The following is a 23,238-nucleotide window of genomic DNA, read 5'->3' as shown; positions in this document are numbered from 1 at the left end:
TTGTGATCCATGCTACGGCAATAATCGAACCGGGTGCAAAACTTGGTAACAATGTGTCAGTTGGACCATATAGTTACATCGGTAATGATGTTGTTATTGGTGATGACTGCATTATTGAGTCTCACGTTGTTGTTAAAGGGCCTGCTACTATTGGCTCTGGTAACCATATTTTTCAGTTTGCCTCTGTGGGCGAAGCCTGCCAAGACAAAAAATATAACAACGAACCAACCAGTTTAATTATTGGCGACAATAATGTGATTCGTGAATGTGCGACTATCCACCGCGGTACAATTCAAGATGAAGGTGTTACCAAAATAGGCAGCAATAACTTATTTATGGCTTACACCCACGTTGCACACGATGCGGTAATTGGCGATAACGTTATTTTTGCAAATAATGCCAGTGTAGCGGGTCACGTTCATGTTGGTGATTGGGTTATTTTAGCGGGTAACTCAGGTGTTCATCAATTTTGTAAAATTGGTGCGCATGCATTTGTTGGTATGTATTCGGGGGTAAACAAAGACGTACCTCCATTCGTTACCACCATTGGTATGCCAGCAGGCCCTGCAGCAATCAATACTGAAGGCATGAAACGCCGTGGTTTTGAAAGTGATGAAATCATGGCAGTACGCCGCGCTTATAAAGCGTTTTACCGCAAGAGCTTAGGTGTTGATGAAGCGATTGAATTACTTGCTGAAGATGCTGCAAAGTTTCCAGCAGTGCAATTGATGATTGATTTCGTTAAAAGCTCAGAACGCGGTATCGTGCGTTAATACAGAGCATTTTAATAGATATAAAAAACCACCTTTGAGCAATCAAGGTGGTTTTTTATTAGCTGATTAATAATTCAGTCTCTACTCAGTATCGTCCTATTACACTCCCTCTACATTTTTCAATAAAGTATAAAGAATGAAACTAATAAAGTTAGTATTGCTTTCAGTACTGTCGGTGATTTTGGCCGCCTGTAGTACTGCGCCAGGTAATATAAATAATCAACAACGTGATGTTGCAGAGCAAGGTAAAGCATCATTTTATGCTGATAAGTACCACGGCCGACTTACTGCCAGTGGCGAGCGATTTAGTCAACAAGCGGCAACAGCTGCTCACTTAAAGCTCCCGTTTGGTACACGAGTAAACGTTACTAATATTGCTAATAATAAGTCAGTGGTGGTGAGAATTAACGACAGGGGTCCTTATATTCGGGGGCGAATTATAGATTTATCTAAGGCGATGTTTAAAAAAATAGCCGACCCTAAAGTCGGCGTTATTGATGTATCGGTCACCGTTATTGAGAATAAGTAATACTGCTAAGGGCTAAAAGCGGGTTGTTAACGCCACATAGTCAGGGTGTTCATTGAGCAATTGTTGATGTGAACCTTGAGCGATGATTTGTCCGCTATCTAACCAGATGACACTATCCATTTGCGATAACAACGCTGGATCATGAGTAATTGTTAATACACTGGCGTGCTCTTTCAGTTGTAAAACACTGTTCATAACAGCTTGTTTAGAGATATTATCGAGCCCTTCAGTCGGTTCATCGAGTACTAAAATGGCGGGTTTTTGCAGCAGGGCCTGTGCCAAGGCTATACGTCTTGATTGACCTTGAGACACATTTCGCCCGCCGGTACCTAAACGGGTTTTCAGCCCTTGTTTGAGCTCAGAGAACCAACCACCAAGTTCTGCCTGTGTTAATGCTGCTATCATTTGTTGCGAGGTTGCATCGGGAGCTGCATAAGCAAGGTTTTCGCTTAATGTGCCATCAAAAATATGATGCTGCTGAGCTAAAATATTTAATGTCTTTGCACGACTCTCATTATTTAAATCATGCAGGCTTATGATTTCTTTGTCGCTTTGTAAGTTTATTGTTCCTTGCTGCAGTGGCCATAAACTACTGAGCAAATTCACTAAGGTAGTTTTACCACTGCCGCTTCTACCAACAATAGCCACTTTTTGCTTCGCGGGGAGCTCAAAACTCACATTATTTAATGCCTGCTTTTGGCCATAGTGATAGCTGACATTATTTAACGACAAAGCCCAGTGCTTATTTAATAGCTCAATATCTGTGGTTGATACATTGTTTGTGCTAAGCGTTTTGTCTTCAAGAATAAAGAGTCGCTCAGCTGCTTTTAGTACATAAGGAAGCTCAATAAAGGCGTTAGGCAGTAACAATACGCTTTCAAAGCTGGCAAGCACAAACAGGCTCAACATCGCCAGCTCTACATTGACCATAGCACCGCTAAACACTAGCGGCACAATAGTAACAATGCTGGAAAGCATAGCTAATTGCACTATGAGTAAGCTTAAGCCATCAGCGTTGCCAAGAGCCTTATGACGAATAAATAATTGCTGATTATACTGCTCACTTAACAGATCACACTTAGTGAGTTGTTGGTTTCGAGCTTGATAAATATTTAGTTCTCTAAGGCCCGTAAGGGTGTCTGATAGCTCTGCTCTAAGTTGTGCACTAAGTAAGGTTTCTTGGTGACTATTTTTATCTAATTGCTTACTTAATATTGCCGGTATAATCACCCCAATAATAATAATCCCAACAAAACAAATAAGGGCGACATTTACATTGTAGGCTGACATAAACAGCATAATAATAGGCACAGTCAGTAAAGCTACTAACATCGGCAGCAACACATTTAAATAAAACTTATCTAATGCGTCTACATCGTTTTGCAAGCGATTAACTAAATCGGCACTGCGGCTCATAGCTAAATCAAGGTTATTGAGCTTGCTGAGAGTGGCGAACATGTTTACTCGTATTTCACTTAACAATAAAAATGTGGCGTTGTGAGTAACTAAGCGTTCAGCGTAACGTGAGGCGGTGCGCACAATCGCTAAAAAGCGGATGGTGCCAGCTGGGGTAAAGTAGTTCATATGGACGCTGGCAATTCCTGCGGCTGCCATAGAAGCTAAAAACCAGCCTGAAATAGCGAGTAAGCCTACATTAGCTAGCACCGTGAGTGACGCTAGAAACGTCCCTAAAAGCATCGCTTTATAATGAGGGCGGCACAATTTGAGTAAACGAATAAAATTAGCCATTAGTTACCCCTTGTTTTGCTGTTTTTAGCAGCTTTGCAAATTCGCCAGATTGCTGGCTGAGCGCTTTAAAATCGCCTTGTTGAACGATACAGCCGTTTTCCATAACGATAAGTTGCTTAGCATTTTTTACTGTATTTAAGCGATGTGCGATGGTGATCACCAAGTGGTTTTTTGCATACTCAGCAATTGCGTTTTGAATGAGCTGTTCAGTTTGACTGTCTAAATGAGCGGTTGGCTCATCGAGCATTAGAATAGGGGCGTGTTTTAAAAATGCACGAGCTAATGCTATACGCTGTTTTTGCCCGCCAGATAGCCCTTCACCTTGCTCACCTATTAAGGTGTTAAACCCATCGGGTAGCTCGTTAATAAATTCCAGCGCACCTGCTTGCTCTGCAGCATATACAAGTGCTTCATATGAAGCGTCTGGGTTACCTAATTTTATGTTGGCGGCTAGGGTGTCGTAAAATAAGGTTGGCTTTTGTGGGATCCATGCAATGTTTTGTTGTAATTGGCTTATATCCGCTGTCGTCAATGGTTGTTGTCCAATGGATATGTGTTGTATTACTTCTGGGTGAAAACCAAGCATGCAATCAAGTAGGGTGCTCTTACCTGAGCCGCTAGCTCCGACAATGGCTACTAGTCCTGTGCTTGGCAGGGTTAAATTAATATTATTTATTCCCTCATTGCTATTAGGGTAACTAAAGTTGAGCTCATGGATGCTTATAGCTCTACTAGCATTAACATTGATCTTTGCTGTGTGGCTATCATCATTTTCGGGCAGTGGTGCATTTAAAATAATCAACATATCTGCAGCAGCACTAATTCCCTGCAGGCGTGCATGGTAATGGCTGCCTAATTGGCGAAGGGGTAAATAAAATTCAGGTGCTAGTAACAGCACTACAAAGCCAGTAGCAAAATCTAGGGTGCCAAAAAATAATCTAAAGCCAATAATTACCGCTACCAGTGCCACACTAATTGTAGCTAAAAATTCCAGAGCAAAAGAGGATAAAAAAGCAATTTTTAACACGTTCAGCGTTGCGTGTCTAAAGTCATCGGAAATACGCGCGATTTGTTTAAGCTCTTTGCGTGTGGCATTAAATAATTTTAGTTGAGTAAGCCCTTGTACGCGATCAAAAAAGTAGTTACCTAACACTGCCAGTTGTTGCCAACGTTTTTGATTAAGTGCCTCGGCTTTGTGGCCAACTAAAATCATAAAAAATGGAATAAGTGGTGCAGTTAATAAAAATATTAATCCTGCTTTGTAATCGGTCGGAAATATAACCACTAATATTGCAATAGGAATAAGCGCACTGTAGGCAACCCCTGGTAAGTACTTTGCATAGTAGTCATGCAGTGCTTCTACGCCATTGTGCAGCGTGTTGAGCGTAGCGCCTTGGCCCTGTTGCTCTATATAACTTGGGCCGAGTTGTGTGAGTTTATCGAGTAAGGTTTGGCGAATAGCCGATTTAATTTTAAGGGTAGCAAATGCGCTCAAGCGCTCACTTAACGCTAAGAAAATGGCGCGCAGTAAAATAATACCCGCTAAAGGCCATAAATAGTGGGTTACTTGGGCTAAACTATGCCCTTCAAGCATCACCTCATGAATGGTTTGCGCGAGTAAGTAAGCTCCTGCAATCATAAAAATCGCATTAACTGTTCCAAGTGCAATGCTTAGCTTTAACCACATTGCCGCCGGTTTACTCTGCTGTTTTAAAAAAGCGCGCAGGGGTTGTTGCTGCGCGCGATTTGGTCGGGGATTAGTCGTCATTGTGATTTGTATTATGCTCGTTTAATAAATCATGGGTGGCTTGTTCATCATCAGCAATGCTGTTTTTATTTTGATGAAATTCATACCACATCACGTTTATAACGCCTAAGGTACAAGCAAGCAGTACACCTAAAATCCACGCGAAATACCACATAATTTAGTCTCCTTAATAACTGCCGTGAGGGTTATTTTCAATTTCATCAACGGTCACTCTGCGCCACATTTTCACATAACACCAGGTGGTGTAGGCTAAAATGAGTGGCACAAATATAACCACAGCAATAAACATAACATTGAGTGTTCTGTGGCTCGATACCGCATCCCAAATTGTTAAGCTAATATCAGGGTTATTGCTTGAAGGCATAATAAACGGAAATAACGATACGCCCGCAGTCATAATCACCCCAATTAACATCACACTGGTTGCTAATAATCCCAAAGCGGGCTTATTCAATTTAGAAAACAGGAGTGCACACAGTGCCATCGCAAATGCCAAAATAGGGAAGGTCATTGTCCATGAACGCTCACTGTAGTTATTAAGCCATGCGCCTTGAGCAGTGGTAACTACTTTAGCCAGTGGATCTGCATGGCCTTGGGTGTCACCCATAGAGGCAATTTGATAGCCCGTTAGGTTGGCAACCCACACACCAGCTGCCGCAAATAACACTATAAAGGCAAGTAATGAGTAGCGACCATATTGTCCTGAGCGCTCAGCAACTTGATCAGCGGTTCGCAGTTGTAACCACATGCCCGCATGTGCCACTAACATAGTAATACTAACCAAGCCGGCAATGAGCGCAAACGGATTAAGTAAAGCAAAAAACGACCCTTGATAGCTGACTCTTAATAAATTATCGATATGAAACGGCACGCCTAAAAACAAGTTACCAAACGCGACACCAAATACTAGGGCAGGTATGGCACTGCCGGCGAATAAGCCCCAGTCCCAGTTATTACGCCAGCGTTTAGAGTCAACTTTAGAGCGATAATCAAAGCCAAGAGGCCTAAAAAATAATGCAAATAACACCAGCATCATGGCAAAGTAAAAACCAGAAAACGCTGCCGCATAAACCATAGGCCACGCTGCAAACAAGGCACCGCCTGCAGTAATAAACCATACTTGGTTACCATCCCAGTGGGCACCAATGGTATTAATAACGGTACGCCGTTCACTGTCTGTTTTGCCCACAAAGCGCAGTAACATAGCAACGCCCATGTCCATACCATCGGTAATGGCAAAACCAATTAACAGCACACCAATAATTAACCACCAGAGCATTTTTAATGTTTCATAATCAAAAATCATGATAGTTCTCCTTTAGCAGCCGTGCTGTGATCAGGTAATTCAAAATGGTACTTACCGGTATGAAGGGAGCTTGGGCCTTGCTTAATAAATTTAATCATTAACCATGCTTCAACAATTGCCAATCCAGTATAGAAAACAATAAAACCGGTCAAGCTAATTAAAATATCATTTACCGTCAGCGATGACGTTGCTAAAAAGGTCGGTAATACTTCAGAAATAGCCCATGGCTGGCGGCCATATTCAGCCACAATCCAACCAAATTCAATAGCAATCCAAGGCAGAGGAATGCTCAATACCGCCGCCCACAACAACCAACGCTTTTGTTCAATAATACGATGTGCGTTGTAATAAAAAGAGAGAATAAACACGCCAAGCATAATTACACCACAGCCAACCATAATCCTAAATGACCAAAACATAGGACCCACTTTAGGGAAGGAGTCTTTAACGGCTTGTTGTATTTGTGCCTCACTGGCATCTACCACGTTAGGGGTATAACGTTTCAGTAATAGGCCATAGCCTAAATCATCTTTCACGTTATCAAACTTTTCGATATTTGCAGGGGTATCGTCACCTGCGCGAAGTTTTTCTAGGTATTCATAAGCAATCATGCCATTGCGAATACGCTTCTCGTGTTTTTTCTCAAGATCTGAAATACCAACCACTTGTTCATCAAGTGAGCGCGTTGCAATAATACCTAATGCGTAAGGAATTTTAACCGCAGCATGAGTTACTTGCTCTTCAGAGTCAGGAATACCAAGCATGGTAAAAGCTGCGGGGGCTTCTTCGGTATGCCATTCAGCTTCAATGGTCGCGAGTTTTACTTTTTGTACTTCACCGACTTCGTAGCCAGATTCATCACCGAGTAAAATAACACATAAAATAGAGGCTAAACCAAAGCCTGATGCCACCGAGAACGAACGTTTAGCAAATGCCAAATCACGTCCTTTTAATATGTACCAGCTACTAATCCCAAGCACAAACATAGACGCCGCAACATAACCTGCAGACACAGTATGAATAAACTTAACTTGAGCTACAGGGTTAAATACTAGCTCTGCAAAACTAGTCATTTCCATACGCATGGTTTGATAGTTAAACTCTGCCCCGACTGGGTTTTGCATCCACGCATTAGCAACTAAAATCCATAGCGCAGACATATTAGTGCCCAGCGCCATTAAAAATGTTACCCCTAAATGCTGGCGTTTAGAGAGCCTGTCCCAACCTAAAAAGAACATCCCCACAAAGGTTGACTCTAAAAAGAAGGCCATTAAGCCTTCAATAGCTAGTGGTGCACCAAATACATCACCCACATAATGAGAGTAATACGACCAGTTAGTACCAAACTCAAATTCCATGGTGAGGCCGGTAGCCACACCAATAGCAAAGTTAATACCAAATAACTTGCCCCAAAACTTAGTCATATCACGATAAATCTCGCGACCGGTCATAACATAAACCGATTCCATAATAACTAAAATCCAGGTCATACCGATTGTTAACGGCACAAATAAAAAATGAAATAGAGCGGTGACAGCAAACTGTAATCGCGATAGATCCACAAAGGTTTCATCTATCATTTTTGGCTCCTTTGGTTGTGATGCAGTGACAGCACAAAGCAATTGTTAATTTTTTTAATGAACTTTCAGTAATTTCTGAAAGTTTGCATCATTATTGGCGTTTGTACAATTTTTGTCAACATGTATATTAGAAAACTTTAATATACTATGACATTACATCAGTCTATAAAATACGCAATCATCAATTAAGAGTAAGCTAGAAAAAAGTGGTGCGTTTTAAGCGTTTAACCTAGCCTTAAAACACGGTAAACTAATCGGTATGAACGCCGGGTTTACTTGTGAAAAAATAGCAAATGAAAAAAGATAAAAAACAACTACGAATTGGTATTGTGGCAGGTGAACTGTCGGGCGATATTTTAGGTGAAGGGCTCATAAAAGCGCTTAAAGCGCATTTTCCTGATGCAATTTTTGAAGGTATTGCAGGTCCTAAAATGCAAGCTCAAGGCTGCAAAACGCTGTTTGATATGGATGAACTGTCGGTTATGGGGTTGGTTGAAGTCCTTGGCCGTTTACCGCGTTTACTAAAAATTCGCAAACAACTTGTGCAGCATTTTATTGATAATCCTCCTGATGTGTTTATAGGCATTGACGCGCCCGATTTTAATTTACGTGTAGAAAAACCGTTAAAAGATGCGGGTATTAAAACTGTGCAATACGTTAGCCCTTCAGTGTGGGCGTGGCGTGAAAAACGCATTCACACTATAAGTGCAGCCACTAACTTAGTATTGGCTTTATTACCTTTTGAGAAAGAATTTTACGACAAGCACCAAGTACCTTGTACTTTTGTAGGCCACACATTAGCCGACGACATTGCACTTGAGCACGACGATAGCCAAGCCCGTAGCCAACTAGGCTTAAATGCTGATGACAAGGTGTTAGCGTTATTACCCGGGAGCCGGGGCTCAGAAGTGGGCTTGTTAAGTGAAACCTACATAAAAACAGCGGCTCAGTTGCAAGCACAGAACCCAGCGCTTAAAGTCGTTGTGCCACTGGTGAACGAAAAGCGCAAAGCGCAGTTTATTGCTATTTTAAATGCCACAGCGCCCTCACTCAATGTTAACTTACTAGACGGCCAATCAAATTTAGCCATGCAAGCCGCCGATGCCATATTACTGGCATCAGGTACGGCAACGCTTGAGGGCATGTTATATAAAAAACCAATGGTGGTTGGTTATAAAATTAAACCACTGAGTTATTGGATTTTTAAAACCTTATTTACCTTTAATATTAAATATTTTTCGTTACCTAATTTATTGGCAGACGAAGAGTTAGTGCCAGAGTTTTTGCAAAGCGAGTGTAATGTCGCTAATTTAACAGCAGCACTTACCCCTATGCTAAATAGTGACAATAAAGAATTAAAAGCTCGCTTTTTAGCCATACATGAAAAAATTAGATTAGATGCAAGTAAACAAGCTGCAAATGCAGTGGCGGAGTTAATAAATGCAAATTGAACGACCTAATGTAACCCTAATTGCCGGTGTAGATGAAGTGGGTCGTGGACCGCTGGTGGGCGACGTGGTTACTGCCGCTGTTATTTTAAATCCCAATAAGCCAATCGCAGGCTTGGCCGATTCTAAAAAATTAACGGATAAAAAACGTCAATTATTAGCCACTGAAATACAAGAAAAAGCACTGTGTTACGCCATTGGCCGTTGTAGTCCAAGCGAAATAGATGAGCTAAATATATTACAAGCCACTATGCTTGCCATGAGTCGCGCAGTGGAAGCACTTAGCACAGTGCCTGAATTTGTGTTTGTAGATGGTAACCGCTTGCCTAAATTAGCTATGCCCGCCCAAGCGGTGGTTAAGGGTGATAGCTTAGTCGCTGAAATCTCAGCCGCGTCTATTTTAGCAAAAGTGGCTCGTGATGATGAAATGATTGAACTTGATGCGCGCTATCCACAATATGGGTTTGCAGGGCATAAAGGGTATCCGACTAAAGCACACTTTGCAGCGCTTGAGCAATACGGCGCTATAGATGAGCATCGTAAGAGCTTTAAACCGGTGCAGCGTGTGCTTGCGCTTTCGGGTAAGGAGTAATTATGCCAGCTCCTGATTTTGTTCACTTACGAGTGCACTCAGACTTTTCGATGGTTGATGGTTTGGCAAAAACCAAACCAATAGTCGCTAAAGCACAAGAGCTTGAAATGCCAGCGCTGGCAATTACCGATCAAATGAACTTTTGTGGTTTAGTGCGTTTTTATGGCGCAGCGCATAACGCAGGTATCAAGCCACTTGTTGGTGCTGATTTTTGGGTACGTAGTCCTGAGTTTCCTGATGAGCCAAGCCGGATAACGTTATTAGCTAAAGATAACACTGGCTATAAAAATATTACTTTATTGATTTCTAAAGCCTACCAACGTGGTCATGTGTTTCATCGCCCAGTGATTGACCGTGAATGGTTAGTTGATTTAAAAGAGGGGCTCATCATACTCTCGGGTGCTAAAGATGGCGATTTAGGAAAAGCATTAATAAAAGGCAACCCCGCTATTGTTGAGTCGGTGGTAAGCTTTTATAAACAGCACTTTAGCGATCATTATTATATTGAGCTTATTCGCACCAACCGTGCTCAAGAAGAAAATTATTTGCACATGGCAGTGGAGCTTGCAACCACAGAGCAACTGCCAGTGGTGGCTACCAATGAAGTGGTATTTTTAAAGCCAGAAAACTTTGAAGCCCATGAAATTCGGGTGGCTATTTTTGATGGTTATACCCTAGATGATAAACGCCGACCAAAGCGTTTTTCACAAGAGCAATACCTAAAAACGCCAGAACAAATGGCAGAGCTATTTAGTGATATTCCAGAGGCGTTACAAAATACCGTAGAAATCGCAAAGCGCTGTAATGTAACCGTTCAATTAGGTGAGTATTTCCTACCAGATTATCCCACAGGCTCATTAAAAATTGATGAGTTTTTGGTTAAAGTCTCACAAGATGGACTTGAAGAACGACTGCAATTTTTATTTCCTGATGAACAAGAACGCCAAGAAAAACGCGGCGAATACGATGAGCGTTTAAAGATAGAGCTCGATGTAATTAACCAAATGGGATTTCCTGGTTACTTCTTGATCGTAATGGAATTTATTCAGTGGAGTAAAGATAACAATATTCCTGTAGGTCCAGGGCGTGGTTCAGGTGCGGGCTCCTTAGTAGCTTATGCGCTTAAAATTACCGACCTTGATCCACTAGAGTTCGATTTACTCTTCGAGCGCTTCTTGAATCCAGAACGTGTTTCAATGCCCGACTTTGACGTCGACTTTTGTATGGATAGACGTGATGAAGTAATTGATCACGTATCGGCCTTGTATGGCCGTGATGCGGTATCGCAAATTATTACTTTTGGTACTATGGCGGCCAAAGCGGTTATACGCGATGTAGGACGGGTACTTGGTCATCCTTATGGATTTGTTGATCGTATTTCTAAGCTTATTCCGGGCGATCCGGGAATGACCTTGGCCAAAGCGTTTGAAGTTGAACCTCGTTTGCAAGAAGCCTACGACGGCGATGAAGAAGTTAAAGACTTAATCGACATGTGTCGTATTCTTGAGGGGTGTACCCGTAATGCCGGTAAACACGCAGGGGGGGTTGTAATATCGCCGACCACGATTACCGATTTTGCTGCGCTCTATTGTGATGATGAAGGCAAGTTTCCGGTTACTCAGTTTGATAAAAACGATGTAGAAACTGCTGGTTTGGTTAAGTTTGACTTTTTAGGCTTACGTACGCTGACCATCTTACAGTGGGCAGTGGATATGACCAACGAGCGCTTAAAGCGTGAAGGCAAGCAGCCGGTTGATATCAACACCATTCCACTGGATGATAAAAAAAGTATAGAACTACTGCTGCGCGCTGAAACCACCGCCGTATTCCAGCTAGAATCACGCGGCATGAAAGACCTAGTTCGCCGATTAAAGCCCGATTGCTTCGAAGATATGATAGCCCTTGTTGCTTTGTTCCGTCCAGGTCCACTGCAATCAGGCATGGTAGATAACTTCATCGACCGAAAGCTCGGCAGAGAAGAGATTTCATACCCCGATGCGCAATATCAACACGAAAGTTTAAAGCCGATTCTTGAGCCGACTTACGGCATTATTTTGTATCAAGAACAAGTTATGCAAATAGCGCAGGTGCTGGCCGGTTATACACTAGGCGGCGCCGATATGTTACGTCGTGCCATGGGTAAGAAAAAGCCCGAAGAAATGGCAAAACAGCGCTCAACCTTTGAAGAGGGCGCGCGTAATAATTGCATTGATGGCGAGCTTGCGATAAAAATATTCGACTTGGTTGAAAAGTTCGCGGGTTATGGTTTTAACAAATCTCACTCAGCAGCTTATGCATTGGTATCGTATCAAACGCTGTGGATGAAAACCCATTATCCGGCCGAGTTTATGGCTGCGGTAATGTCGGCCGATATGGATAACACCGACAAAATAGTAACGCTGGTGGATGAGTGTGAAAACATGAAACTCACTTTGTTACCGCCCGATGTAAACGCCGGTGAATACAAGTTTACTGTTAATCTTCAAGGTGAAGTTGTTTACGGTATAGGAGCAATTAAAGGCGTGGGTGAAGCCCCCGTTGATGCCATATTAGAAGCGCGAGCAAAAGGCGGCCCATTTAAGGATTTATTTGATTTTTGTGCGCGTGTTGATTTAAAGCGCTTAAATAAACGTGTCACCGAAAAATTAATTTATGCAGGTGCATTAGATCAGCTAGGACCAGAAAAAAGCCAACCAGGGCGAGCAACGCTGCTGGCAAGTTTAAAAGATGCAATGCGCGCAGCCGATCAACACAACAAAGCTGAGCTGTTAGGGCAAAGTGACTTGTTTGGTTTACTGGCCACAGAGCCTGACGAAGTAGAACAAGCGTTTATTAAAGCCACACCACTTACAGATAATCAGTGGCTTGATGGTGAAAAAGATACCTTAGGCCTTTATTTAACTGGCCATCCTATAAACCAGTATCGACGAGAGCTTGGCCATTATACTAGTGGCCGACTCATTGATTTGCAGCCCACTAACCGTGATGTAGTCTCAACTGGGGCGGGCTTGGTGATTGCCGCGAGAACCTTAATTAATAAAAAAGGAAATCGCTGGGGCTTGATAACTTTAGATGACAAAAGCGCCCGAATTGATGTACGCTTGTTTCCAGAACAGTTTGAAATGTACCAAGATATGTTGCAAATCAATAATATTTTGGTGATATCCGGACAGGTCAGCTTTGATAACTTCTCTGGTGGTATTACAATGACCGCCAGAGAAATAAACACCATTGCTCAGGCGCGTGAAAAGCGTATAAAAGCGATTAAGATGACGCTGAATATGGTGCAGATCGAGGCTGGTTTCTTCGATAAATTACAAAAAGTACTCGAACCATACAAAATGGGAACGTGTCCGATCAAGGTATATTATCAACGCCCCGATGCGTTGGTGCAATTAACCCTAGGGATCGAATGGTGTGTTACGCCAAGTGACGACTTAATTCATAAGTTATCGCTGATGGCAGCGCAAAATGTAGAACTAGAATTTAACTAATTAGGTAGTTTAGAGCATGAGCCTCAATTATCTTGATTTTGAACTTCCAATCGCAGAATTAGAAGCAAAAATTGAAGAATTACAAAATGTAAGCCGCGCTGGCGAATTAGACCTTGGATTAGAAGAGGAAGTCAGCAAACTTAAAGAAAAGAGCGCACAAATGAAGGAGAAAATTTTCTCTGAACTTGGTGCTTGGCAAGTATCACAGCTAGCACGTCATCCGCTGCGTCCTTATACTCGAGATTATATCGAGCGTATTTTTACGGAATTTGACGAGTTTGCGGGTGATCGTACGTTTGCTAACGACCCTGCAATTTTAGGCGGCGTTGCTCGTTTAGATGGTGAACCTGTTATGGTGATCGGTCAGCAAAAGGGCCGTGGTACTGCTGAAAAAATTAAACGTAATTTTGGCATGCCAAAACCAGAAGGTTACCGTAAAGCATTGCGCTTAATGGAAATGGCTGAGCGTTTTAAAATGCCAATCATGACATTTATCGACACCCCAGGTGCATACCCAGGTGTTGGCGCAGAAGAGCGTGGTCAGTCAGAAGCAATTGCACGTAACCTAAAAGTAATGGCCGCACTAAAAGTACCTACAATTTGTACTGTTATTGGTGAAGGTGGTTCAGGTGGTGCATTAGCGATTGGTGTAGGCGACAGAGTAAACATGCTGCAATACAGCACTTACTCAGTTATTTCACCAGAAGGTTGTGCCTCTATTTTATGGAAAAGTGCTGATAAAGCGCCACTTGCAGCAGAAGCAATGGGTGTAACAGCCGAGCGTGTTAAAGAGCTAGATTTAATCAACAACCTAGTTGATGAGCCGCTAGGCGGCGCACACCGTAATTATGATGCCATGGCACGTAATTTAAAAGTTCGCCTTAAGCGCGATTTAGCAGACTTACAAGCGTTATCGCTTGAAGAGATGCTTGATCAACGTTACAAGCGTTTAATGTCGTTTGGTTATTGCTAAACATAGCTAAATGTAGCTAAATATAGAAAAAAGCCGCCTATGCGGCTTTTTTTGTTTTAATATACCGTAACGTAGAGCCTTTTTTATTCGGGTTATTAGCAATTCACTCATTGGTTATAATAATGCACACATCACAAATTTATCTGCAGGTACAAAAAGCCCTTAATCATTATATAGAAAACGGGCAATTCACATTTACTGTGGCCTTATCTGGTGGCGTAGATTCGGTGGTGTTGTTGCAGATAATGCATGGGTTAAAAGAGCAGTGGCCACAATTAAATTTAAGTGCAATTTATGTAAATCATGGCTTAAGTGATAACGCCCATCACTGGCAGCAATTTTGCCAAGCACGTTGTGAGCAACTTTCAATTTATTTTAAAGCGGCACACGTCATAATTAAGCAGCAATCGCGCACCAGTATTGAAGCGCAGGCTCGCGAAGCTCGTTATCAAGCGCTTGACGAATACAGCCCAAGTGATAGTGTCATTTTGTTAGGCCAGCATTTAAACGACCAAGTAGAGACATTTTTACTTCGTTTAAAGCGCGGCTCAGGCTTAAAAGGGCTCGGCGCTATGCAGCAAACTCGCGTACTTAAAAGTGGCCGTGAGTGCTATAGGCCATTATTGGCGGTAAAACGCAGCGAGATAGAAGCGTTTGCCCAGCAATTTAATATTAGCCATATTACCGATGAATCCAACGCTAATGAGCACTTTGACCGTAATTTTTTGCGCCAACAAATAGTGCCTAAGTTGGCAGAGCGTTTTACTGGTTTTGAGCAGTGTACAGCACGAAGTATTGAATTATTACAGCAGCAGCAAGCACTACTGGATGAGTATACCCAGCAAGATCTCGCTCAGTGCATTAATCAACATCAGGCGCTTAATATACAAAATATGGCTCATTACAGCGCTATTCGCATTGCTAATGTATTACGCGCGTGGCTGGCATTATTTAGCCACACTATGCCCTCACAAAAGCAATTAACACAAATAATGAGCCAAGCCATTCATGCACAAGCTGATGCACAAATAAAAATTGAGCTAAGTGATGGGCAAATACGTCGCCATCAAGGTTTACTTTATTTTGTGCAACCAAAGCCATTAGCCGTAAATATTGAGCAGGTAATAAGTAATGAGCTGGTTTTGAGTGACGGAAAAAAATTATCATGTCAGCAAGGAGTGGGTATACGAGCCCCTAAAACGGATGAACAAGTTAGTGTGCGCTTTAACTGCAATAGTGCGCGTATTAAACCACTCAAAAAACCAGGTAGTAATACGCTTAAACATTGGTTTAAAGATGCAAAAGTAGCGCCTTGGCTACGTGCTGATATTCCATTAATTTTTTATAACGATGAGCTAGTGCAAGTGGTTGGTTATTTTGTTAGTGATAACCATAAAGATGAACATGGTGTAATTTGGGAGTATAAATTATGAGTCAACAAGCTCATGTTGGGCTGTCGCTTATCAATAAGGCACCCATTGGCATATTAATTACGCTATTGATTGCGGTTTTAGCGAATGTATTTTTAACCCTTAGTATTACTACCCTCGGCTACGCTGTATTGGGTGGCATGGTATGTGCCGCCATTTTACTTGCCTACTGGTTGGGTAAAGGGGGCGTGTTTTTCATTTTAGGAGTGAGTACGCCTTTACTGTTGGTGCTTTTTACACCACTTGCAACAATTGCGGCATTACTTAATTTACTCAGTGGCTTCTTTTTTGGTTTTTGCACCATGCTACTAATTTACAAATACTTTATATTAAAAAAGTAGCGTAAAAAAGCCCAGCGGGGGAGGCTGGGCTTTTCAAATATTATGTTCTTTTATTGTTTAATAGGCTTTTGCACAGTTTCGCCCAGATGCTTTTGCTTTATACAAGCCCTTATCCGCACGAGAAAATATCTCATTTTGGCAATCATCACTGTTAGTTAGGGTAAAACCAATACTGGTTGTTACATTGTACTTAGACATAATCGGTGAGTTTCTTACTAAACGCATGATACGTTCAGCAATCACTTTATTGGTGGTAAAAGCGGGGTCCTCAATTAGTATTGAAAACTCATCGCCACCAAAACGAAATACTGAATCTGTGCCTCTAATACTACTAGATAAAACTGTGGCAAATTCTATTAAAACGTCATCGCCAATTTTATGACCATAGTTATCATTTACTTGTTTAAAATTATCTAAATCAAGCAGCATCAAACTAAACGGATGGCCGTTACGTCTATGATTTTCAAGCTTTTGTTGTAACATGTCATTAAATTGACTTCGGTTGTTTAATCCCGTTAAAGAGTCTTTAGTTGCTAGCTTTAATACACGGCTGTACATTATGGCATTTCGCAGTGGATATATTAATACGCTGTGAAAGTGCTGCAGCTTTTTTTCAATAGCCGCACTAAGCGGATATTTGGTGTAATAAGTGAGTGTGCCTAAATGCTCATTTTCCACTTTTAGATCAAATGAGTAGGCTGGGTTTTCAACATCACTATTAGGTGTTTTTACATCAATATGAGCTGATTGAAAGTGCACCCCAGAAAAATTAAGCAGTTGTTTTGCAAAGCTTGCAAATGTACCTAAAATATCTTCCAGCACTAGGCTAGTTTGCAGTTTGGCCGCCAGCTCATGTAGTGCTGTTGGTGTATTGCTATTGTATTGCTCCGCTGAGAACGGCAAAAATTCACCGCGTCCAGAGATACGTTGTGTCAAAATATGAACGTTTTCCACTATTTATTCCCCCTATAGTATTACTTTTTATAAATAAGCAGATTGCGTGCCATATTTTTATTCTGGCTGAAAGTTATGCGGTTGCTATAGTTAAGTCACACTCCATAGATTGTTTTAAGGTTTGCGTTGCAAAGTATTAATGCTCAGATTTTTGGACTTTTAGTCGCTGCGGTTTTATTTGTATGGCTATTTAAGCGCATAGGGCTTCCCCCTGTGTTGGCATACTTGGCTGTGGGTTTATTCGCGGGTGGTCATGGTGTCGGCTGGATGACACAAAGCCATGAAATAGACTTTATTGCAGAGCTAGGTATTGTATTTTTGCTATTTAGCTTAGGTTTGGAGTTTTCAGTATCGCGCCTAATGGCAATGCGTAACATTGTATTTGGTTTAGGGTCGTTGCAAGTATTTGTTAGTAGTATTCTGCTGATTGTGATTCTGTACTTATTAAATTTTAACTTATTAACCAGTTTTACCATGGGCATTATTATTATGCTTTCCTCTACTGCGGTAGTTGCTAAATTATTAAAAGAGAGCGGCGATTTAAATAAACGCCGAGGGCAATTGGCAATTGGCGTTTTATTATTTCAAGATATTGCCGTTGTGCCATTACTGATTATTTTGCCTTTGCTTGCCAGCAATGACTCAAATGGTATTGGTTGGGCTTTGTTATTCGCACTTTCTAAAGGGGCGTTTGTATGCCTTTTGTTATGGGCTATTGGAAAATGGGTTTTACCTAAAGTTTTTAATGAAGTGGCATTAGCAAAAAGTGATGAACTATTCGTGTTAACGACTCTATTAGTTGCTTTGTTTGCGGGTTTACTTACTTATTCATTTGGCTTATCAATGGCATTAGGGGCATTTTTAGCGGGTATGATGCTTGGTGAAAGCCATTACCGCCATCAGCTAGAAGCGGATATTCGCCCGTTTCGTGATATTTTAATGGGTTTATTTTTTGTCACCGTAGGTATGCAGCTAGATATCAGCTTTGTTGTTAATCATGCAGGAATTATTGTTGTTGCCTTACTAGGAATTCTAATTTTAAAAATCGCCGTAGTAACCGTGTCGTCTTTACTTATGGGAGAGCGAAAACAGGACGCATTAGCCTGCGCTATTATGTTATGGCAAATGGGAGAGTTTGGTTTTGTGTTAATAGCACTCGCAGCACAGCATGACTTACTGAGTGTAGAGCAAGTCTCATTTTTAATTGCCATGGGCGTAATTTCTATGGCACTCACCCCGTATTTAATCGATAAAACCCCCTTTATTTTAAAGCGACTGGGTATGTTAGAGCGCGCTAAGTTTGCCTATGAAGATGAGCCACAAAGCAGTACGCTTTATAATAATCATGTAGTTATATGTGGATTTTCTCGGGTAGGGCAAACTATTGCTCGCTTTTTATCGCCAGAGGCTATTGATTATGTGGCCATTGAAAGCGATCCCATATTAGTGCAAGAAGGAAAAGCGGCGGGTGAACCGTTATTGTTTGGTCATGTTGAGCAAAAAGATATTTTAAAGTGTGCAGGGGTAGAGCGAGCACGCTTAGTGATTATTACTTTTACGGAATTTCAACAAACTCAAATAGTGATTGATGCCATAAAGCAGGTTGCTCCTAGGGTAAAAATACTTATAAGAACCCGTGACGACAGCCAATTAGAGCGTTTAAAAGATTTAGGCGTCACTGAGGTTGTTCCTGAGGCGTTAGAGGCAAGCTTAATGCTGGTCTCACATGTGTTGTCTATGTCGGGTGTACCAATGAGCCGAATAATTCGCCGCGTTAGTAGTGAGAGGCGTAACCGCTATAAGCTATTGCAAAGCTTTTTTGCAGGCGAAAACATCGAAAGCGATACCAATTTGCCCGAACGCTTAGAGTACTTACATGTCATTGCCTTGCCGGATAAAGCATTTGCGGTAAACAAGGCTATTAGTGAGCTTAATTTAGCTAAAAGAAAGGTGCTAATTAAGGCGCTTCGACGTGAAGGCGAGGAGATAGAGATGCCACAAGAGCATACCATATTATACGCAAATGATATTCTAGTGTTGCAAGGTAAACCTAGGCGAGTAGAGCATGTTGAGCATTACTTACTTGATGGCATTGAGTAAGAGTGGCTTCTTAGTCTAGCTCTAAAAACTTTCTCATCTCGGGCAGTTGCTTCATACCATCTTCGTATCCAATTTGAATTAAGTGCTGGGTGTAGCGTTTTTCAAATAATAAATAACTGGTTAAACTCGACTGAGAGCGTTTTTTAACCCCGATCATACGCAGTAACACTTTAATTGCCCAAGGCATATCATCATAGTATTGCGCTGCAATTGCATTAAAGTTTTGCGAGGGGTTAATGATAAAGCTGTCTATTTGTTTTAACTCTTGATGCTTTTGTCTATCGGGTAATAACCCCAGCGTACGATTTACTCGATCTAATCGTTCTAAATCAGATTGCATAGTGTCGGTAAATACACTGTCGAGTAAGTGGCCTGCTACAGCAGAAAGCCCGGGGAAATGCGCAGAGTAACCTGGAGGATGAGGTTCCTTGGGTTGCTCAACACCAATAATAAATATTTTGTTTGCCCCTAAGTGAATAGACGGGCTTAAAGGTGAAAGTTGATGTATTGAACCATCACCAAAATAGTGGTTATAAATATTTACACTAGGGAACACCATAGGAATAGCACTAGAGGCCATTAAATGCTCAACATTGATACGCGTAGCGCGACCCTCGCGCTTTGCTCGTTGCCAAGAATGCTGTGTATTTGACTGAAAAAAAGCAACAGAATCACCAGTAGTATAACTAGATGCTGTAATCGACAGCGCCTCTAAATAGTCACGATGTAAGTTACGTTCAATTCGATGTAAATCAAGAATATCGTTTAATAGTTTTCTAAGTGGCCGATTATTTAACAAACTCGCTGGTGGATGGTTTATATGCTCAGACTGAAAACTAGTTAAAATATTACGAGTAATATGGCCAAATACACTCAGAAAGTCACTTTTGTATACCATAGAGGTGGAAAAGTTTTTCCATACTGTTTCTAGCTTTCTAACGGCTAAATGCATACATGAAGCGTAACACGCTAACGCCGCAGAATTAATTGCGCCAGCAGAGGTTCCATTTATCACTCTAAAGGGCAGTGGGGCAGTTCTGGGCATACTTTGCGCTAATGCTTTTAACACGCCCACTTGGTAAGCCGCTCGGGCACCACCACCGGTAAGTAATAAAGCCACTTTTGGTTTACTAGGATCGACTTGCTTAATTTTCATGATACGTATTTAAACTGTTCACTGTCTTTACTTTATTTATTCACTGTAAGTCTTTAAGCTAGAAGAATCAAAGGATACATTAGCTACATTAATAAATATTAGTGTAAGTTATGAATTAAACCTGTTTAGAGTACTCTAAACAGTATCGCATTTTTATATTTATGGAGTTCGTATGTCAGATAAACCATCAGGATCAGACGTTCAAAAACGTCCGCCGAATAACAACCTTATCTTTGCTGGGGTTATTTTATTAATCATCATTATTGCCGCTGCGTTTGCTTTATTAAAACCAAGTGAAGCTCCAAAAACAGTTATGCAGGTTGAAGAACCAGTAAAAGAACAACCTATTATGGAGCTAAAACCTGAGAACGACCCTGTGGTAGGTGCGCCCCCTGTTAAGCCTGAAAAACCTGCCGAATTAGCCGTTCCAGCTCAGCGCCCAGAAGTTGAGCCTGAAGCTGAAGTTGTGCCTTTACCAGCGTTAAACGACAGCGACCCTGTAGTCATCGCAAAATTAGATGAATATTTGGGGGATGTAGCGATGAGCTTAGTGTTAAATGATGATGTTATTCGTCGTGGCGTGGTATTTATTGATAATTTAGCAAAAGGCAAAGTGGCTACCAAGCATACCCCAGTTGCAAAATTAGAAGAGGGTTTTAGCGTAAACGAAGGGGATATTTTAACAATTGACCCTAATAGCTATGAACGCTATACCCCGTATGTAAAAATACTCACAAGTATGAGTGCAGCTCAAACTGTGCGTTTATACGAAGAGTATAAACCGCTGATCAACAGCGCATACACTGAGATTGGTTATGGTGATGATGAGTTTACTCAAACACTTGAAGATGCCATTGATCTTTTACTTGATACTCCTGAGCCAAAAGGTAGCTTACCATTATTGCGTGATTCAGTGACCTATCAGTATGCGTTTTCAGAATGGGAGCAATTACCCGCTGCGCAAAAGCAACTTTTACGCATGGGCCCAGAGAACATGAAAAAAGTAAAAGCGGCACTACGTAACATAAAAGCTGAGTTAGAGAGCAATTAATAATCGCTTTAACACCCAAATAGACTGCGATTGTATATGAAGTATGCAATCGCACTTTCTTTTTTGATTATCCCTTGAATAACAGAGCAAAAGTAGAGATAATCTCAATCGCGCCAACCAAGGCCCTCAATGGTAGTCTTATTGGTCCTCTCGCAACACTAGCAGGCGAACCTGGTCAGGCCCGGAAGGGAGCAGCCACAGTTTGTGACGTGTGTGCCGAGATGTGGCTGGTAAGACTGCCACCCAAATTCCTCATTTGGGTGCTTATAATCCTTCAAATATTAATTCATGTAATTTAAGTGATTTTACTTAAATCTTGTATCAGAATAACTCTTTTCAATTAATGTTTTTATAAAGTAAAGCCAACCGACAGCGTTTTATTTCTTATACAAATACTGAAAGTATAAATTTCATAGAAATTAATTTTAATAATTATGGCTTTGCTACAAATCAAACATTTCAAGGCACGGTTCCTTCATTGAATACCTTTTAAAAATTGCTTAATAGAATGGCGCTTACTAATTCAAGAAACAAAATCTATAAGCTTAATTTTATAAATACATTACGTGGCGTGAAAATAAAAAATCATAAGATGCCAGCCAGTGTTATGCTGCTAGAAAATGCTAATTGGGATAGTAAATCATGAAGTTGTTTTCGTTAAAGCCCGTTACTAATTCTTACGACATGGTTGAGTGGGACATGCTTTCATTCGCTGAAAAAATACAACCAATATTGCCATCTAATCAAGATGCTTGCATGTTTCTACTTGATATCCATATGAATAACGACTCTTTATTAGCGTATTGGCTTGAAGGTTATGAGTTGCCTTTTTTACCTGGTTATCTAAAAGATAACTACGATATAAGTATCATGGATGGGTTTATCGCTCTTCGGATGAATGCTTATGAAGCTTTAAAAGATTTATTAGCGCCTTTAGGTGAGTTTATTGAAACAAAAGCTGATGGTGAACCTATTGTAATCTTTAACTTGCGTACATTTGGACTAGAAGATGAAGCAAAATGTGAACGCGAATATTTAGATGGTTATCCTTTAGATTATATCAAGATTGCTTTAATAAATGATGATGTAAAAAATAAGCCTGTTTTTAAGAGTAAATTTACGGGTGGTTCTCGTTTGTATTGTACAGATAAGTTTAAATCTGCTGTAGAAGATAATGGATTAACGGGTGTTTATATTGACGAAGATCTCGATAATATTTTTTCTAATTAAGTTAATTTAGATAAAGAAAACATTATTTAGGCCGCGTTATATAAAACGAAAATCAAAACTACCTTTAAAAACCAACTATTATATTTTAGTAATTTCAATACCCACATGGATGTGGGTCTTTTAATGCCTGAAAAAAACTGGGTGCTATATGCCAATAAACTTTAACAACTTTTCTGGTGGTTGTTTTTTACCAATTTCTCTTACATAAAAATTTAATAACATATTTGTAGTAGCCCACATCTCAGTTTGAAAAGAGAATTTTGATTTTATCTAACAGTCCCTTGTGAGCGAGAAGCAGTCAATCAAAAGCGTTTTTACAAAATCCATATGCTTACTATATACACAATAAAATAGTGATATATTTTATTGTGTATTATTAGGCACATTAAAACAATAGTTATTTTTGTGGACTACCAGCGTTTGTGCTTTAAACTATTGGTTAATTAATTTAATCCATTCAATTGGATTCGAGACAATGAATTGATATTTATTACCATCTTTTAATACGATTTCAATTGCATCATGTGTACAAGGCAAAATACCCGAAACTTTACCAGAGCACTTACTCACTTTTACAATTTCACACCGTGCAAACATATAAGGCCCTAACCCAAATTGTGCATTCAACGGCGCAAAATGAATATCGGTGTTGGTTAGCCAAAATTTTCCGTCGGCTTTAATCGCCCCTTGTTGAATCGTGGCGATGGTCGATTTGATTGTTATTGCATGCATAATAGTATTCCTTTATGTAGTGCTGCTTTTAA

19 protein-coding genes and 1 other RNA gene are annotated in these 23,238 nt (G+C 40.8%); 12 read left to right on the top strand and 8 right to left on the bottom strand.

What is annotated here, in order from left to right; genetic code table 11:
- Window positions 1-2 precede the first annotated feature (2 nt).
- The gene (lpxA, locus tag P3J6_RS15295) at window positions 3-773 is read left to right on the top strand and encodes an acyl-ACP--UDP-N-acetylglucosamine O-acyltransferase (RefSeq protein ID WP_008110972.1); all 771 of its coding nucleotides are present in this window, start codon (window positions 3-5) and stop codon (window positions 771-773) included.
- Between the two features lie 136 nt (window positions 774-909).
- Entirely contained in the window at window positions 910-1,302 is a 393-nt protein-coding gene (locus tag P3J6_RS15290) for a septal ring lytic transglycosylase RlpA family protein (protein WP_198523476.1), read from the top strand.
- 12 nt (window positions 1,303-1,314) lie between these two features.
- On the opposite strand, the gene cydC is transcribed toward P3J6_RS15290, so the two are convergent.
- The 5 genes from cydC to P3J6_RS15265 are packed head-to-tail and all read right to left on the bottom strand — an operon-like array spanning window position 1,315 to window position 7,705.
- Complete coding sequence (cydC, locus tag P3J6_RS15285) at window positions 1,315-3,051, bottom strand: thiol reductant ABC exporter subunit CydC (RefSeq protein ID WP_198523475.1); 1,737 nt, start codon at window positions 3,049-3,051, stop codon at window positions 1,315-1,317.
- Window positions 3,044-4,819: a thiol reductant ABC exporter subunit CydD gene (gene cydD, locus P3J6_RS15280; protein WP_198523474.1), complete on the bottom strand. Its 1,776-nt coding sequence runs from the start codon at window positions 4,817-4,819 to the stop codon at window positions 3,044-3,046. Before cydD ends, cydC begins: the two co-directional genes overlap by 8 nt.
- Complete coding sequence (cydX, locus tag P3J6_RS15275; RefSeq protein ID WP_008110965.1) at window positions 4,809-4,973, bottom strand: cytochrome bd-I oxidase subunit CydX; 165 nt, start codon at window positions 4,971-4,973, stop codon at window positions 4,809-4,811. The genes cydD and cydX overlap by 11 nt, the downstream gene beginning before the upstream one ends.
- Window positions 4,974-4,985: 12 nt before the next feature.
- Window positions 4,986-6,125: a cytochrome d ubiquinol oxidase subunit II gene (gene cydB, locus P3J6_RS15270; protein ID WP_332871412.1), complete on the bottom strand. Its 1,140-nt coding sequence runs from the start codon at window positions 6,123-6,125 to the stop codon at window positions 4,986-4,988.
- Window positions 6,122-7,705: a cytochrome ubiquinol oxidase subunit I gene (locus P3J6_RS15265; RefSeq protein WP_198523473.1), complete on the bottom strand. Its 1,584-nt coding sequence runs from the start codon at window positions 7,703-7,705 to the stop codon at window positions 6,122-6,124. The genes cydB and P3J6_RS15265 overlap by 4 nt, the downstream gene beginning before the upstream one ends.
- A 293-nt stretch (window positions 7,706-7,998) precedes the next feature.
- On the opposite strand from P3J6_RS15265, the gene lpxB reads away from it, so the two are divergent.
- The 6 genes from lpxB to P3J6_RS15235 all read left to right on the top strand — a co-directional run bounded on the left by lpxB (window position 7,999) and on the right by P3J6_RS15235 (window position 15,983).
- Window positions 7,999-9,156 carry a lipid-A-disaccharide synthase gene (gene lpxB / locus P3J6_RS15260; RefSeq protein ID WP_008110958.1) on the top strand — a complete coding sequence of 386 codons (1,158 nt, stop codon included), beginning with the start codon at window positions 7,999-8,001 and terminating at the stop codon, window positions 9,154-9,156.
- On the top strand, window positions 9,146-9,745 hold the full coding sequence (rnhB, locus tag P3J6_RS15255) for a ribonuclease HII (protein ID WP_198523472.1): 600 nt from the start codon (window positions 9,146-9,148) through the stop codon (window positions 9,743-9,745). The genes lpxB and rnhB overlap by 11 nt, the downstream gene beginning before the upstream one ends.
- Window positions 9,746-9,747: 2 nt before the next feature.
- Entirely contained in the window at window positions 9,748-13,239 is a 3,492-nt protein-coding gene (dnaE, locus tag P3J6_RS15250; RefSeq protein WP_198523471.1) for a DNA polymerase III subunit alpha, read from the top strand.
- Window positions 13,240-13,255: 16 nt separating this feature from the next.
- Entirely contained in the window at window positions 13,256-14,212 is a 957-nt protein-coding gene (gene accA / locus P3J6_RS15245; RefSeq protein ID WP_008110950.1) for an acetyl-CoA carboxylase carboxyl transferase subunit alpha, read from the top strand.
- 122 nt (window positions 14,213-14,334) lie between these two features.
- Window positions 14,335-15,645: a tRNA lysidine(34) synthetase TilS gene (gene tilS / locus P3J6_RS15240; protein WP_198523470.1), complete on the top strand. Its 1,311-nt coding sequence runs from the start codon at window positions 14,335-14,337 to the stop codon at window positions 15,643-15,645.
- Entirely contained in the window at window positions 15,642-15,983 is a 342-nt protein-coding gene (locus P3J6_RS15235; protein WP_198523469.1) for a hypothetical protein, read from the top strand. Before tilS ends, P3J6_RS15235 begins: the two co-directional genes overlap by 4 nt.
- 57 nt (window positions 15,984-16,040) lie before the next feature.
- On the opposite strand, the gene P3J6_RS15230 is transcribed toward P3J6_RS15235, so the two are convergent.
- On the bottom strand, window positions 16,041-16,937 hold the full coding sequence (locus P3J6_RS15230) for a GGDEF domain-containing protein (protein ID WP_198523468.1): 897 nt from the start codon (window positions 16,935-16,937) through the stop codon (window positions 16,041-16,043).
- Between the two features lie 126 nt (window positions 16,938-17,063).
- Here P3J6_RS15230 and P3J6_RS15225 point away from each other — a divergent pair, with 126 nt between their 5' ends.
- Window positions 17,064-19,037, top strand: coding sequence for a monovalent cation:proton antiporter-2 (CPA2) family protein (locus P3J6_RS15225; protein WP_198523467.1), 1,974 nt, complete (start codon window positions 17,064-17,066; stop codon window positions 19,035-19,037).
- A gap of 10 nt (window positions 19,038-19,047) precedes the next feature.
- Here the strand turns inward: P3J6_RS15225 and P3J6_RS15220 are convergent, their stop codons facing one another.
- A complete protein-coding gene (locus P3J6_RS15220; protein WP_010388160.1) occupies window positions 19,048-20,193 on the bottom strand; it encodes a patatin-like phospholipase family protein in 1,146 nt (381 codons plus the stop codon).
- A gap of 172 nt (window positions 20,194-20,365) precedes the next feature.
- Between P3J6_RS15220 and P3J6_RS15215 the strand changes: the two genes are divergently transcribed.
- The 3 genes from P3J6_RS15215 (at window position 20,366) to P3J6_RS15205 (ending at window position 22,474) form a co-directional block, all read left to right on the top strand.
- Complete coding sequence (locus P3J6_RS15215; protein WP_198523466.1) at window positions 20,366-21,244, top strand: DUF3014 domain-containing protein; 879 nt, start codon at window positions 20,366-20,368, stop codon at window positions 21,242-21,244.
- A gap of 139 nt (window positions 21,245-21,383) precedes the next feature.
- An RNA gene (ffs, locus tag P3J6_RS15210) (signal recognition particle sRNA small type) lies at window positions 21,384-21,480 on the top strand.
- A 406-nt stretch (window positions 21,481-21,886) separates the two neighbouring features.
- Window positions 21,887-22,474 carry a hypothetical protein gene (locus tag P3J6_RS15205; RefSeq protein ID WP_198523465.1) on the top strand — a complete coding sequence of 196 codons (588 nt, stop codon included), beginning with the start codon at window positions 21,887-21,889 and terminating at the stop codon, window positions 22,472-22,474.
- Window positions 22,475-22,906: 432 nt separating this feature from the next.
- Here P3J6_RS15205 and P3J6_RS15200 read toward each other — a convergent pair whose 3' ends face one another.
- The gene (locus P3J6_RS15200) at window positions 22,907-23,206 is read right to left on the bottom strand and encodes a hypothetical protein (protein WP_198523464.1); all 300 of its coding nucleotides are present in this window, start codon (window positions 23,204-23,206) and stop codon (window positions 22,907-22,909) included.
- Between the last annotated feature and the right edge of the window lie 32 nt (window positions 23,207-23,238).

This window comes from Pseudoalteromonas sp. 3J6, from assembly GCF_903995135.1.
Lineage (GTDB): Bacteria > Pseudomonadota > Gammaproteobacteria > Enterobacterales > Alteromonadaceae > Pseudoalteromonas.
Note: the sequence above shows the minus strand (reverse complement) of the source record. Positions and strands in the feature narration are given on the sequence as shown.